Raw genomic sequence first — 12,972 nt, forward strand, 5'->3', positions numbered from 1 at the left:
GCACCGCAAATCCCATTTATACCCCGCATATACACAGGCATTGAGAATATCCGTTCGCTCGGCTACAATGGGCCGCATCCGGCATGCCGGGGCTGATGTGCTGCGCGGTGGGAGAGCCTGCCGGAAGTTTCGCGGTCGTCGCGCGGCGGGTTACTGTACGGGCTCCCGTGCGTCTCCAACACACGGGAGGGTTCCCCAAAATGTCACAGCTCCGGCGTCTGCTCGGCTTCCGTTCCCCCATCCTCATCGCCGTCCTTGCTCTCTGCGCTTTCTTCAGCATGGCGGCAGGGTGCGTTCCGACTATCGCCGAAGACGATAGCTACATCGTCGAGGTCGGCGGCTCCGTCACCATCAACCCCCTGTGGAACGACATGCTGAACGAAGGTAATCTTCTCTTCCCATGCTCGCCGGAAGGGTACTCAATATCCGTCACCTCTATGCCCGATATCGGTAACCTCACCCAAAATGGCAATGAGCTCGTTTACACCGCTCCGAGCAGGGTCGGGCCCATCGGCCACTATGTCGCCTTTATCGAATATGAGATCGTCCATGCCGACGACGATGCAGGCAAATTTTGCGGGGGCGGCTCCACAGCGTGGGTGGACATCGAAGCCGGCGACTCGCTCCCGCCGGTGCGCGCCGTCCGCGATAGATACAGCGTGGTCCAAGGGGAGGCTTTTTCCCGGTCCGCGGCAGAGGGTGTAACCTCCAACGACAGGATCTCTGGCATTCTCGATTACGATGTCGCCATTGACGGCACTTATGCAGGGATCGGCGATCTGGACCTCTGGTCGGACGGCGCCTTCACTTACACTCCGGCCCCCGGGTTCATAGGCTTCGACAATTTCCGGTACCTGATCATGCAGGACGGTGATGTGTTGTGTGAAGGCCGGATCATATTTGATGTCTCACCCTCCAGCGCTCCCCTGGCTGTGGACGACGAGTTCGCCCTTACCGGCAGCAGGTCCCCACTTGAGGTGCTGGCGCCGGGCGTGCTGGGCAATGACCCGGTAGCCGCGGAGCTTGGTGTGACCGCGCTGCTGAGAACAATGCCGGCAAACGGGGATGTGACCCTGGAGCCCGACGGCAGCTTCACTTACTACCCTGACTCCGGCTTCACCCGGGTGGATACGTTCGCCTATGCGGCCTCAAATACATACTACCCGGGCCTGGAGACCTTTGAGACGGACCCGGGCTGGGGCGTCGTGACCATCAAGGTGCTGGGACCGCTGACCGCCGCGGACGACCGGTACGTCGTGCTTGCCGGTGAACCGCTCGTGAGGACGGCGGCGAACGGCGTGCTATTCAACGACGACGAGCCGTCCGGCCTCCCGCTCACTGTAATCCCGTTGGCCCCCCCGTCCGGCAGCCTGACCCTGAACACGGACGGCAGCTTCACCTATCAGAGCGCAGAAGCCGGCAACGTCACCACCACCTACGACTCATTCACCTATAGTGTGACCAACGGTGAGGATGCGTCCGACCCGGCCGTTGTCACAATCGAAATCCTTCCGAACCCCGCGCCTCGCGCGTCCGAGGACTTCTTCAGCGTGGGCGAAGGCGACGTCCTGTTTGCCAATCCCAACGGCGTGCTGCTGAACGACGACGACGTGTACGGCATCCCGCTTTTCGCAGAGCTGATCTCGGGCACGCAGCACGGCGAGCTGACCTTCAGGAGCAACGGGACGTTCGATTACGAGCCGGACGCCGGGTTTACCGGCAACGACACCTTCACATACCGGGCGAAGCGCCCTGGCAGCACGATCCATTCCGAGCCGGCCACCACAACAATACAGGTAATCCCGGCGGGCGGGTTCGATGCTCTTCCTTCCGTCCCCGGCGCAACCGCGCGGGCCTCATCGGTCTTGCGATGGCCCTTGGGGTGGGGCGTTCTTCGTCCGCCGGCGGGCGAACATCAAGTCGAGATAATAGACAGCTCCGCTTGGCGGCAAGATCAGGAAATGAAGAGGCCTCTGGGGTAACCCGGAGGCCTCTTTCACGTGTTCTTCACCACTCGTTGGTCCTTCTTCACGCCCGCTTTATCCCTCATCCATAGACTGGTTTCAAATCTGCTCCCCAAGGGCGGAGGAATTTTCAACCGGAGAAATGGACCGTGAAGACACCACACCCAGTACGATATGGTCCCCAGCTGATTGGCGCTGTCGGACTGACCTCGCTTCTGATTGCCGCTGCATGTAACGACAAGCCCGCGGCGCAACAGCCAACGCAGCCAGCGGCTACCGCCACGACTCACCCGGCGGCGCACACGGCGGTCCCCGCCGCCAGCCCCACAATGACGTCCCAGCAAATGTCCGACATGATGGACGCCGAGTACATGGCCGGCGTGAACGCCTTCCCTGCGAAGACGGAGGCCCTGGGTAACCAGCTCATGGTGCCGGTTATGGACGGCGACGTGAAGGTCTACGATATTACGGCGGACGAGATACGCTGGGAGGTTGAGCCCGGGAAGTTCCGCGACGGCACGGCCTACAACGGGCAGATACCCGGGCCCCAGATACGCGTGAACCAGGGCGACCGTGTCCGCATTTTCCTCCACAACAAGCTGGAAGAGTCCACACCAATACACTTCCATGGTGTGAAGGTCCCGAACAGCATGGACGGCGTGCCGGGCATCACGCAGCCGCTCGTCAAGCCCGGGGAGTCGTTCACATACGAGTTCACCGTGACTCACACCGGCACTCACATGTACCACTCGCACATGAACGGCGCGAACCAGATCTCGGGCGGGCTCATGGGCGCGTTCATCATCTCTTCTGACCAGGACCCGCTTGCGGCGCACGAGGAGCTGATGGTCGTGAACGACGGCCCGCTGGGCTACACGTTGAACGGCAAGGGGTTCCCCGCCACCCAGCCGATCGTCGCGAAACTGGGCTCAGAGGTCCGCATCCGCTACATGAACGAGGGTCTGCAGATCCACCCGATGCACCTGCACGGCATGAACCAGACGGTCATCGCGAAGGACGGTATTCTGCTGAAGGACCCTTATGAGGTCAATACGCTGCTGGTGGCCCCTGGCGAGACGTTCGATGTGATCGTCAAGGCGACGGAGCCGGGCGTGTGGGCGTACCACTGCCACATCCTCTCGCACGCGGAGGGCCAGCACGGCATGTTCGGCATGGTCACGGCATTCGTCGTGACGGAGTAGGCCTTCCTCACTCCGGCGGCCCCGTCGTCGGCTCGTAACGGTATTTGCGCAGGCCGGGCATGAGGAACCATATCGCGCCCACGACGCCGATGGACACGAAGCCGCCGATGACCATGGTGGCGCCCGCGCCGATGATCGCGCTCAGGAACCCCACCTCCACCTGGCCAACGTTGTTGGCCCCCTGGGCCGCGAAGGTGTGGGCGCTGCTCGTGCGTCCTAATAACTTGTCCGGCGTCGTGAGCTGCACAATTGCCTGGCGCATTGTCATGCTCACGGCGTCGGTCAGGCCCAGCCCAGCGACGATCAGCAATCCCAGAGGCAGGTAGTGGACGAGTCCGAAGGCGATCAGGAGCACGGCGTAGACGCCCGAACAGACGATCACCAGCAGCCCCTTGCGGGCGAAGCGGCCGGTATAGAAGACGAGCATCGTCCCCAGGATAGCGCCGACGGAGTTGGCGGTGTTCAGCATGCCCGTGCCGCTGGCGCCCATGCCGTATAGCTGGTCCGCGAAGATCGGGAATAGCTGGCGGTAGAAGCTGACGACCGTCACGCCGATATCCAGCAGGTACAGGCCCGGCAGCAGCTGGTGTCCCATCACGAAGCCGAATCCCTCCTTCAGCGCGCTTACGGTCGTGCGCTTCAGCATCGTGCCTTCCGGCCGGCCGGAGGCGGAGATGATGACGGGCGACACGACGCTGAGGGCGGCGATGGCGGTCGAGACGCCGAACGACGCGGCGACGCCGAAAGACTCGAACATCCACCAGAAGATGATGGGCGCGACGATGCTGGCGATCTGCATCGTCGCCGTCTGCACGCTTACCGCGTGGACCAGCAGGCCGCGCGGGACGACGCGCGGAACCATGGCAGGGCGGGCGGCCGAGCCCAGCATCTGCACGATGCCGGCGATGCCGGTCACGGCGAAGATGTGCCACGGCGCGAGCGAGCCCGCCGCCGCGAGAATCGTCAGCCAGAGCAACGAACCGAAAGAGACGATCTGCGTGCCGGCCATCAGCTTCTTGCGGTCTATCTTGTCGGCTAGCGTCCCTCCGTACAGGGCGAGAGGCATCTGGAGAAGCTGGATGAAGCCCAGTATGCCAAGCTGGACGGCGCTGCCGGTTGTGTCGTATAGCCACTGGGCGCTCACGAGCGTGCGGAGCGACATGGCCAGGTTCATAAAGAGGCCGCTGGCCCACAGGAGCGTGAAGTCGCGGTAGGCGAATATCTTCCACAGGCTGGAGGTGGAAGTGACGTGGGAGCCCTGGGGAGTGGGTTGTGGAGAGGACATCTGTGGCAGGACAGCCTGGGAGCGACAGAATTGCGTGATTAAGCTAGACCCCGCGCGTGCGGTTGTCAATCGCCGCTCACCCGATTGACAAGCAAAACCGGCAGTCTTATATTTCTAATCAAAGCCGGATTACAGGGGAGCAGGATGCTTCAAACACCAGGTAAGATCGAGGGCAAGATGATTGGTTACATCAGCTTTGGATGGGGCGGCGAGAACCGCGAGATCAAACTTACGGTCAAGGATGGCCGGTGGTACACCCAGCACTTCATCGACGGCAAGCCGGACGCGCACATGATCAAGACGTTCGGCACCAACGAGCTGCCGTCTCCGTTCACCTCCGATGTGGAGAAGGCTGCGGTCATCCAGGAGATACAGGCCCGCAACCGGCGCGCGAGGATCAGCTAGGCTGTAGCACGCCGTTCGGATGATGGCCGTCCGCGCGCCAAAAGTAGTAAAATGTAATCGCACATCAACAACGTAGTGCGGGAATTACGGTGATATCCGTTCCAAAGCTGCAGCACCGGAGGGTGCTCATCCAGGGAGGTGATGTCATGGTAGTATCGGTCCGCGAGGATGTGAGAGTACAGGAGAAGCTTCGCCGGAACGTTGAGCGCGCGATCCTTGAGATCATGGAGCGCGCCGAGAAGAAGCGCACTGCCAGGCCGGTCATGTACTATACGATGCCGATGGCAGGGGTGAAGTACTACTCGTTCGAAGAGTCGGAGGCCGCGAAGCCGTAACGGCGGTCGAACACCAGGCGCCTTTGCTGGGGTCCCGAGCAATCGGGACCCCTTTTTGTTTGCGCGTGGTAGACTACACGTCCACCGCAACCTTCGGAGGACCCCATGGCCGAGAAGCGTTACTGGCTGTTGAAGTCCGAGCCCGAGTCGTTCTCTTTCGAGCACCTGATGAAGGAGCCGAACCGTACTGCGCACTGGGACGGCGTGCGGAACTACCAGGCGCGCAACTTCATTCGCGACGAGATGCAGAAGGGCGACGGCGTGCTCTTCTACCACTCCAGCACGGCCGTCCCGGCGGTTGTGGGCACTGCGAGCATCGTGAAGGCCGGCTACCCCGACCACACGGCGTGGGACCCGAAATCCGACCACCCGGACCCCAAGAGCACGCCTGACAAGCCGCTCTGGTACATGGTGGATATCAAGGGCGAGGCCGCGCTCAAGCACCCCGTCACCCTTACGCAGATCAAGGCGACGCCGGCCCTGGCGAAAATGTCGTTATTCACCCGCCCTCGTCTCTCCGTGCACCCGGTGACGAAAGACGAGTGGGACACGATTATGGAGATGTCGAAGAAAGGGGCGTGACGGGGAGTGTCTACTCCTCTCCCCGAGGGAAAGGCCTTTGCCGCTCTGGGTCCGCCGCGGCGGATGACGGCTAAGGCTGCTGGATCGAGGCGCGCGCCTGTAGGGCCTGGCCCCGCCTGACCTCTCTCCCCCTGGCCCCCTCTCTCCGTGCACGGAGAGAGGGGGACTGATCCCTGAGGGCTTCGCCCTCAGACTCCCGTCTGAGCCAAAGGCTCAGATTCGATCCTCATTCTTCGTGGTCCCCCTCTTCTTCCATTCGATGGGGAGAAGTCGGCCCTCTGGCCGAGAGAGAGGGTGACCGGGGAGGATGGAACGATGGGGGGCGTCTCCCTCCTCTCCCCGAGGGAGGGGCCTTCGGGGCCTTAACCGAAGGGTGAGGGCTACGGCTGTTGGATCTAACCCCCTCTCTCTGAAATCGGAGAGAGGGCCGGGGAGAGAGGTCTCCGAAGGCCGGGCCCACAGTTGCCCTTGTCTACTCCAAAACAGGAGCCCAACCAATGGACGAAACAACAACAGTATCCGTGCTCAAGCAGCTCGTCGCCGACTTCGTCGACGAGCGCAACTGGGATCGCTACCACACGCCCAAGAACCTGGCCATGGCCATCTCCGTCGAGGCCGCTGATCTGATGGAGCTGTTCCGCTGGTACACACCCGAAGAGTGCGAAGACCGCATGGCCGAGCTAAAGACCCGGCAGGCCGCCACGGAAGAGATCGCGGACGTCATGATCCTCTGTATGTCCTTCGCCAACCGCAACGGCATAGACCTCTCCGAAACAATATCGGCAAAGGTAAAGAAGAACGCGAGGAAGTACCCGGTGGGGCAGGGCGGAGTTTGACATGTCATGCGTGTCATGACATGATGAAGAGGTTCTGAGATCCGGAATTTCGGAAAAGCGGAGAAAGGGAAGTGACGCAGACAAAAGGACGACGCAAGATCGTAAAGGCCCAATCGAAGGGTCAGGTGACGATTCCTAACGAGTTTCGCGAGGCGCTTGGGATAGAGGCCGAGACGCTTTTAAGCATCTACCTCGTAGGTGACCACCTAGAAATTACGCCGCTTGGCTACGAGGACTCGCTCCGCCGGTACACGGACGAGGATATCGCCCGCTTCCTGGAAGAGGACAAGATCGACCCGGAGCTGGCGAAGAAGGTGGATGAGATGCTTGCGAAGGGCGAGCTCTAGGTGGCCTCGGCAGGCGAGGCCAAAGCGTCGCCAAGAGTGCCGGTATTCCTGGACGCCAGCGTGATCGTTGCGGCGTCCAGGTCGGTTTACGGCGGATCGGCTCGTGTGCTGCGGGTCTGCGCGAGTAACAGGTTCCGAGGGCTCGTCTCAGAGGCCGTGCTGCTGGAAGCCCGTATGAGCATCGTCCGCAAATTCGACGATCCGGACCTCGTCCGGTACTATAAGCAGATCGCGCTCCTTGAGCCCGAAATAGTCGCCCGCCCTGATCCCGAGCTGCTCAAGGCGTGCGCGGCCATCACCTCACCCAAGGACGCCCGCGTCCTCGCCGCCGCCATCGCCGGCAAGGCCGCGTACCTCCTCACCCTCGATCGCCGCCACCTCCTGAGCCCCAAAGTCGCCGCCGCCGGCCTATCAGTGAAGATCATGACCCCTGGCGACTTCTTGCAGGTTGCGGTCGACGGGAGAGGGTAGAAACAGAACAAAACGGGATACCGATACGATTGCCTCCAGGCCGTCTATGCAGCCCTGTATGCTGGGATGAAGTCGCGAAAAGGGGTTGACTTTCCCATTTCATAAGCGAGAATGGCTCCCAAAACAGGAGGTTTCTATGGCGAAGGTCACTGCCAATCGGATTCCGAATGAATCGGGTGACAACGATACTCTTTGGGAGTGCGATTTCATCGCAGGCTACCACAAGTTCCTGCAAAAAGCATGGCGAAGATATCGTCATCAAACAGTCCAACGGTAGACCCCTTACAAAAGAGGAGATCGAGGACCTAATTCGAGGGATCTGCCCGTCCTCTCATAACTTGTCGGGGGGAAAAACAAAGTAACACCCCTCACGCCCCCCATCTCTTCCCGCATCTGCGCCAGGCCCATTGGGCCCAGGTTGAGCGCCTTGTTGTGCCATGCCCGCAGGTCGAACTTTGACCCAAGGGTGACCTTCGCCTTGTCTCGCGCCTGCAGCCAGGCGCGCTCGCCCATCTTGTAGCTGATCGCCTGCGCGGGGACGCCGAGGTAGCGCGTGAGCTCGCTCGCGAGGAAGTTCGGCGGGAAGTGCGCGTTCGCCAGGAGGAACTCGTGGCCGAGCTCCGGCGTCCACGTCGCGCCGGGGTGGAACTTCTGGGCGCGGGGTATCTTGAGCTGGAGGTGCATGCCGATGTCCACGATCACGCGGACGGAGCGCAGCGCCTGTGCGCGGAGCATACCCAGGTAGTAGTCGGGGTTTTCGAGGTACCCCATCTCGCCCATCAGCCGCTCTGCGTAGAGTGCCCACCCCTCGCTGTAGCCGGAGACGAGCCCCAGGTTGCGCTGGAAGCGCGACAGGTCCTCGCGCATGTGCTTGGCCATGCCGAGCTGGAAGTGGTGTCCGGGGACCCCTTCGTGATACGCAATCGATACTTCGCCCCAAAGGGGGAAACGCGTCTTGCCGTTCGTGGGGTACCAGGTGCGGCCGGGGCGGGAGAAGTCTTCCGAAGGCGGTGTATAGTACATCGCCAGCGCGCCGCCGGGCGGGGCGATCATCGCCTCGATGCGCCGGACGTCCGCCGGAATGTCGAAGTGGGCGCCGTTGAGCTCGGCGATGGTGCGGTCCTGCAGCTCCTGCATCCAGCGGCGGAACTCCTCCACGCCCTCTATCGCCCGCGCCGGGTCGGCCTCCAGCACCTTCTTCGCCTCCTCGACCGTCGCTCCGGGGAGGATCCTGTCCGCCGTGTCGATCATCTCCTGCTCCACCCACGCCAGCTACTCCCAGCCCCAGGCGTAGGTGTCCTCGAAGTCCAGCTCCGTGCCGTTGTACCCCAGCGAGTACAGCCGGTACCGCTCCGGGCCGATACCGTCCTGCTCCGGGGAGGCGGGCGCGTAGGTGTCGCGAAGGTACTTCGCCATCTCTGCGTACGCATCGCTCGCGGCGGCAGCGCCCCCCTCCAGCCTGCCGCGCAGGGCGGGGTCTGAGATCCTGGTTGCGTCGTAGGAGTCCAGCAGCTTGATGAAGAACGAGGGCTTGCCCCCGGCGCCTGCCCACGCCTCCGCCTGCGCGGCGCAGCTAAGCGCCTGCCGGCGCGCTGAAGTGAGATTCTGCTGCACGCCATCGTGGAGGAGACGGCGGTAGGACTCGATGCCGGCAGGGACTAGCGACGACCGCTGAGCGATGTCCGACCACTCGTCGCGCGTCTTGCGTGGCATGAGGTCGAAACACATGCGCACCATCTGCAGCGGGCTGGTCAGGATGTTGAGCCCGCGGAAGTGCTCTTTGGCCCGGTGCAGCTCAGCGGTGACTCCCAGCCGCTCGCGGATAAGCTCCTTGGCTATGCGGTCCCGCTCACCTTTGTTCTCCGCCGCCGAGAGCTGGGTGAGCGTGGACATCGTGAGCATGTACTGCGCTTCGACGCCTTCCTGCGAGTAGTCGGTCATCCTGTCGTTGTAGCCTTCGATGCCGAGCATCGTGGCGGAGACGGGGTCGAGCTCCGCGTACTTCGCGACGTATGCGTCGGCGACGGCATAGACCGGGGACTTCGAGGACATACCTGCTTCCAGCGAGGGGGATATGTCTAGTGTAAGGCATGGGGAAGAGAGTGGAGGCAAATTATGAAGGATGAAAGGGAGAGCAGGGAGCAGTAGTCAGTAGTGGGTAGTAAGTAGTTGGCCAATCCAACAGCCGGCTTTATGTCTGGCCTACTACCTACTACTAACTACCGACTACTTCATAATTCATAACTGATGTTAGACCCGACCGGCTATGATGTCCCCCATCTTGCTCGTCGTGACAAGCTGGCCGCCGTCTGAGGCGATGTCCTTCGTGCGGTAGCCTTCGGCCAGGACGCCCTCGACGGACTTTTCTATGGCGTCGGCCTCCTTCTCCAGGCCGAAGGAGTAGCGGAGCATCATCGCGCCGCTGAGGATCGCGGCGATGGGGTTGGCGATACCCTGGCCGGCGATGTCCGGGGCGCTGCCGTGGATAGGCTCGTAAAGGCTCATCGGCCGCTTGCCGCGCCCGTTCGGGTTCGGCAGGCCCGCCAGGCTGGCGGACGGAAGCATGCCCATCGAGCCCGCCAGGACGGACGCCTCGTCGGAGAGGATGTCGCCGAACATGTTCTCGGACACAACCACGTCGAAGTGCGCCGGGTTGCGGATGAGCTGCATCGCCAGGTTGTCCGCGAGGATGTGCTCCAACTTCACGTCCGGGTAGTCCGCGGACATCTCGATGGCGATCTCGCGCCACATGCGGGAGGACTCCAGAACGTTGAACTTGTCGGCGGACGTGAGCAGCTTCTTGCGGCCGCGAGCGAGCTCGAAGCCCACCTTGAGGATGCGGCGCACCTCTTGCTCCGTATAGTACATCGTGTCCACGCCGCGGCGGCCGCGGGAGGTGGTCCAGCGCTTCTTCGGCTTTGAAAAGTACAGCCCGCCCGTGAGCTCGCGCAGGATGATCATGTCCACGCCCTTGAGGTAGCTCGGCTTGATTGGGCTGGAGTTGATTAGCTGCGGGTAGACCTTCACCGGCCTCAGGTTGGCGTAGAGGCCGAGGTTCTTCCGCAGCGCCAGGATGCCCGCCTCCGGCCGCACCTTCGCGTCCACCTTGTCCCACTTCGGCCCGCCCACGGCGCCGAAGAGGATGGCGTCGCTGTTGTCGATGACCTCGACGGTTGCGTCGGGGAGGGCGGTGCCGCTCTCGTCGATGGCGATGCCGCCGATCTTCCCCCAGTTCGCCTCCACCTTGTGGCCGAACTTGCCGCCGACGGCGTCCACAACCTTGATGGCCTCGCGGATTACGTCCGGGCCGATGCCGTCCCCAGGCAGCGCTGCGATAGTTATCTTCATTGTGACTCCAGAGGCCCCGATGCACGGACCGGGAAGCCCCTTCGTAAGTTCTCGCTATGGTGTCAGAACCAAGCCGTGAAGTATTATATGCCAAATTGAAGAATATATCTGCGAAGCCGCGCTCAACGTGCGTGCCGCACAGCTGAAAGGACCTCTCAATGGCTATCACCAAGGACGCCGTTATCGTTGGCGGCGGTGTCATGGGCACTGCGATCATATTCAACCTGGCGACGCGCGGCGTCAGGAACACCGTTTTGCTGGAGCGGGACACCCTCGGCTCCGGTTCTACGGGCCGCTCCTCCGGCGCGGTGCGCATGCACTACTCCACAACCGTCAACGCGGACCTGGCATGGAAGAGCCTCAAAATCTTCCAGAACTTCGGCGAGATCGTCGGCGGGGACTGCGGCTTCGTGCAGACCGGCTACATGGTCTTTGTGCCGGGCGATTCCCGCGACGGGCTGAAGTACAACATCGGCATCCAGCAGGCGGTGGGCATTGATACGCGCATCGTCTCCAAGGAAGAGGCGCGCGAGCTTGCGCCGATGTTCGAGTACCAGGACGACGAGGCGTTCGCGTGGGAGGCGCAGTCCGGACACGCCGACCCGAGTGGCACCGGTCTCTCGTACGCTACGCGCGCCCGCGAGATGGGCGCGCAGATAGTACTGCAATCGCCTGCGACAAACGTGGAGATCAAGAACGGCAAGGTGGTAGCCGTAGAGACGGCCACAGAGCGCTATGAGACGAACACGGCGGTGATTGCCACAGGGCCGTGGTCCGGCCGCTTCATGCGCAAGCTCGGCTTCGACCTGCCGCTGGAGGCGACGCGCCACGAAGTTTTTCTCCTGCGGCGCAAGCTGGACCAGCTACCGTTCCACCCCGGCGGCGGCGACATGGCCAACCTGGTCTACTTCCGCCCGGAGGGCTCCGATCTTACGCTTGTCGGCAACGGCAATGCCGAGGACGTGGCCAACCCGGACAACTACAACCCGAAGTACGGTACTGAGCACCTGGAAGACGTATGGCTGCGCCTTTCGAAGCGGCTGCCGGCGATTGCGGACGCCGAGATCTTCACCGGCTACGCGGGACTGTACACGTCCACTCCTGACCTTCACCCGATCATCGACAAGGTGACCGGCGTCGAGGGGCTTTACATCTGCACAGGCTTCAGCGGCCACGGCTTCAAGCTCGCCCCGGCCATCGGCGTGTGCGTAGCGGAGATGGTCCTTGACGGAAAGTCGAAGCTCGTGGACTTCACGCCCCTGCGCATGGACCGCTTCAAGGAAGGCAACCTCAACAAGACTACCTACAAGTTCAAGGTGATAGCTTAGGGGAGAAGAAGGGAGGGAATGATGGCTAACCAGTCTGCACTTATCGATTCTAACCCGTCGGTCATGATGGGGAAGCCGGTGGTTTCTGGTACGCGGATCACGGTCGAGCAGATACTGGAGGCTCTGGCCGCCGGTGAGACTACCGATCAGCTTTTGGAGGCGTACCCCAGACTGACCATCGAGGGGATAAGGGCTGCTCTGGCATTTGCGGCCAAGGCCCTCAGCGCAGATGTCGTGTACCCGCACGAGGAGGTCTAGGCCTGAGATTCGTGGCGGACGAAGGACTCAACAAGGCGATTGTGGACCGGTTGCGTCTAGAAGGCCACGACGTACTCTACATTGCCGAAACCGACCGGGGAGTTTCCGACGATGCGATTCTGGAGATGGCCGTCGCAGAAGGTCGAATAGTCGTGACACTAGACAAAGGATTCGGCCAAATGGTATTCGGCAGCTACCTGCCAACACACTGAGTAATTCTGGTACGCCTATTCGGCGAAACAGAAACGGAGAAGACTTCCATCGTGGCCCAGGCCGTCCGCAATTTCCACGACCGCATTTTCAACAGTCTGACGGTTATCTCTAACCGCGGTGTGCGAATTAGACGGATCGTTAAGTGAAACTCCAGTACTCCGCATATACCGACACCCTCTCCAGAGACCTCTCCAGCAGCGGGCCCGTCCGCGCACGGGAGGTCACGAGCGGCGCTACGCCTCTACGTCTGACCTGTACCCGATCATCGACCAGGTACCAATGACTTACAAGTTCAAGGTGATAGCATAGGGGGGACCGTTCCCCATAAGTTCGGTTATATTCACCTATAGAAACGTTCACTCCCTGTAAGTATTATATAACCCGGCCATTCGTTTTGC

At 61.9% G+C, this 12,972-nt stretch carries 15 protein-coding genes; 11 read left to right on the forward strand and 4 right to left on the reverse strand.

Annotation, left to right across the window (positions count from 1 at the left end):
- The first annotated feature begins 200 nt into the window (after positions 1–200).
- Together FJ319_05640 and FJ319_05645 are read left to right on the forward strand one after the other, a co-directional pair.
- Complete coding sequence (locus FJ319_05640) at positions 201–1,982, forward strand: tandem-95 repeat protein (protein ID MBM3933771.1); 1,782 nt, start codon at positions 201–203, stop codon at positions 1,980–1,982.
- 311 nt (positions 1,983–2,293) lie between these two features.
- Positions 2,294–3,166: a copper oxidase gene (locus FJ319_05645; GenBank protein MBM3933772.1), complete on the forward strand. Its 873-nt coding sequence runs from the start codon at positions 2,294–2,296 to the stop codon at positions 3,164–3,166.
- Between the two features lie 7 nt (positions 3,167–3,173).
- On the opposite strand, the gene FJ319_05650 is transcribed toward FJ319_05645, so the two are convergent.
- A complete protein-coding gene (locus tag FJ319_05650; protein ID MBM3933773.1) occupies positions 3,174–4,451 on the reverse strand; it encodes an MFS transporter in 1,278 nt (425 codons plus the stop codon).
- Positions 4,452–4,595: 144 nt separating this feature from the next.
- On the opposite strand from FJ319_05650, the gene FJ319_05655 reads away from it, so the two are divergent.
- From FJ319_05655 to FJ319_05680, 6 genes are all read left to right on the forward strand, one after another.
- Positions 4,596–4,856, forward strand: coding sequence for a hypothetical protein (locus FJ319_05655; GenBank protein MBM3933774.1), 261 nt, complete (start codon positions 4,596–4,598; stop codon positions 4,854–4,856).
- Positions 4,857–5,002: 146 nt separating this feature from the next.
- Complete coding sequence (locus tag FJ319_05660; protein ID MBM3933775.1) at positions 5,003–5,191, forward strand: hypothetical protein; 189 nt, start codon at positions 5,003–5,005, stop codon at positions 5,189–5,191.
- A 105-nt stretch (positions 5,192–5,296) separates the two neighbouring features.
- A complete protein-coding gene (locus tag FJ319_05665) occupies positions 5,297–5,773 on the forward strand; it encodes an EVE domain-containing protein (protein ID MBM3933776.1) in 477 nt (158 codons plus the stop codon).
- A gap of 497 nt (positions 5,774–6,270) precedes the next feature.
- The gene (locus tag FJ319_05670) at positions 6,271–6,609 is read left to right on the forward strand and encodes a nucleotide pyrophosphohydrolase (protein ID MBM3933777.1); all 339 of its coding nucleotides are present in this window, start codon (positions 6,271–6,273) and stop codon (positions 6,607–6,609) included.
- A 71-nt stretch (positions 6,610–6,680) separates the two neighbouring features.
- Complete coding sequence (locus FJ319_05675) at positions 6,681–6,956, forward strand: AbrB/MazE/SpoVT family DNA-binding domain-containing protein (GenBank protein ID MBM3933778.1); 276 nt, start codon at positions 6,681–6,683, stop codon at positions 6,954–6,956.
- Positions 6,957–7,427: a PIN domain-containing protein gene (locus FJ319_05680; protein ID MBM3933779.1), complete on the forward strand. Its 471-nt coding sequence runs from the start codon at positions 6,957–6,959 to the stop codon at positions 7,425–7,427.
- 282 nt (positions 7,428–7,709) lie between these two features.
- Here the strand turns inward: FJ319_05680 and FJ319_05685 are convergent, their stop codons facing one another.
- The 3 genes from FJ319_05685 to leuB form a co-directional block, all read right to left on the reverse strand.
- Positions 7,710–8,678, reverse strand: a complete 969-nt coding sequence (locus FJ319_05685) for a DUF885 domain-containing protein (protein ID MBM3933780.1) — start codon at positions 8,676–8,678, stop codon at positions 7,710–7,712.
- A 21-nt stretch (positions 8,679–8,699) separates the two neighbouring features.
- Positions 8,700–9,479, reverse strand: a complete 780-nt coding sequence (locus FJ319_05690; protein ID MBM3933781.1) for a DUF885 domain-containing protein — start codon at positions 9,477–9,479, stop codon at positions 8,700–8,702.
- A gap of 198 nt (positions 9,480–9,677) precedes the next feature.
- The gene (gene leuB / locus FJ319_05695; GenBank protein ID MBM3933782.1) at positions 9,678–10,775 is read right to left on the reverse strand and encodes a 3-isopropylmalate dehydrogenase; all 1,098 of its coding nucleotides are present in this window, start codon (positions 10,773–10,775) and stop codon (positions 9,678–9,680) included.
- Between the two features lie 158 nt (positions 10,776–10,933).
- Between leuB and FJ319_05700 the strand changes: the two genes are divergently transcribed.
- Genes FJ319_05700 through FJ319_05710 form a run of 3 tightly spaced genes read left to right on the forward strand, consistent with a single transcriptional unit; the run spans position 10,934 to position 12,573 of the window.
- Positions 10,934–12,103, forward strand: coding sequence for an FAD-binding oxidoreductase (locus tag FJ319_05700; protein MBM3933783.1), 1,170 nt, complete (start codon positions 10,934–10,936; stop codon positions 12,101–12,103).
- Between the two features lie 21 nt (positions 12,104–12,124).
- Entirely contained in the window at positions 12,125–12,361 is a 237-nt protein-coding gene (locus FJ319_05705) for a DUF433 domain-containing protein (protein ID MBM3933784.1), read from the forward strand.
- On the forward strand, positions 12,307–12,573 hold the full coding sequence (locus tag FJ319_05710) for a hypothetical protein (protein MBM3933785.1): 267 nt from the start codon (positions 12,307–12,309) through the stop codon (positions 12,571–12,573). The genes FJ319_05705 and FJ319_05710 overlap by 55 nt, the downstream gene beginning before the upstream one ends.
- Positions 12,574–12,972 lie beyond the last annotated feature (399 nt).

Source organism: SAR202 cluster bacterium (genome assembly GCA_016872355.1).
Classification (GTDB): Bacteria; Chloroflexota; Dehalococcoidia; order Lucifugimonadales; family VGZY01; genus VGZY01.

Excerpts from the sequence above, each read along its gene's own strand:
- FJ319_05705 (MBM3933784.1), top strand. The coding sequence starts at position 12,125 with ATGGCTAACCAGTCTGCACTTATCGATTCTAACCCGTCGGTCATGATG.
- FJ319_05640 (MBM3933771.1), top strand. The coding sequence starts at position 201 with ATGTCACAGCTCCGGCGTCTGCTCGGCTTCCGTTCCCCCATCCTCATC.
- FJ319_05700 (MBM3933783.1), top strand. The coding sequence starts at position 10,934 with ATGGCTATCACCAAGGACGCCGTTATCGTTGGCGGCGGTGTCATGGGC.
- FJ319_05645 (MBM3933772.1), top strand. The coding sequence starts at position 2,294 with ATGACGTCCCAGCAAATGTCCGACATGATGGACGCCGAGTACATGGCC.
- FJ319_05665 (MBM3933776.1), top strand. The coding sequence starts at position 5,297 with ATGGCCGAGAAGCGTTACTGGCTGTTGAAGTCCGAGCCCGAGTCGTTC.
- FJ319_05655 (MBM3933774.1), top strand. The coding sequence starts at position 4,596 with ATGCTTCAAACACCAGGTAAGATCGAGGGCAAGATGATTGGTTACATC.
- FJ319_05685 (MBM3933780.1), bottom strand. The coding sequence starts at position 8,678 with ATGATCGACACGGCGGACAGGATCCTCCCCGGAGCGACGGTCGAGGAG.
- leuB (MBM3933782.1), bottom strand. The coding sequence starts at position 10,775 with ATGAAGATAACTATCGCAGCGCTGCCTGGGGACGGCATCGGCCCGGAC.
- FJ319_05670 (MBM3933777.1), top strand. The coding sequence starts at position 6,271 with ATGGACGAAACAACAACAGTATCCGTGCTCAAGCAGCTCGTCGCCGAC.
- FJ319_05660 (MBM3933775.1), top strand. The coding sequence starts at position 5,003 with ATGGTAGTATCGGTCCGCGAGGATGTGAGAGTACAGGAGAAGCTTCGC.
- FJ319_05650 (MBM3933773.1), bottom strand. The coding sequence starts at position 4,451 with ATGTCCTCTCCACAACCCACTCCCCAGGGCTCCCACGTCACTTCCACC.
- FJ319_05690 (MBM3933781.1), bottom strand. The coding sequence starts at position 9,479 with ATGTCCTCGAAGTCCCCGGTCTATGCCGTCGCCGACGCATACGTCGCG.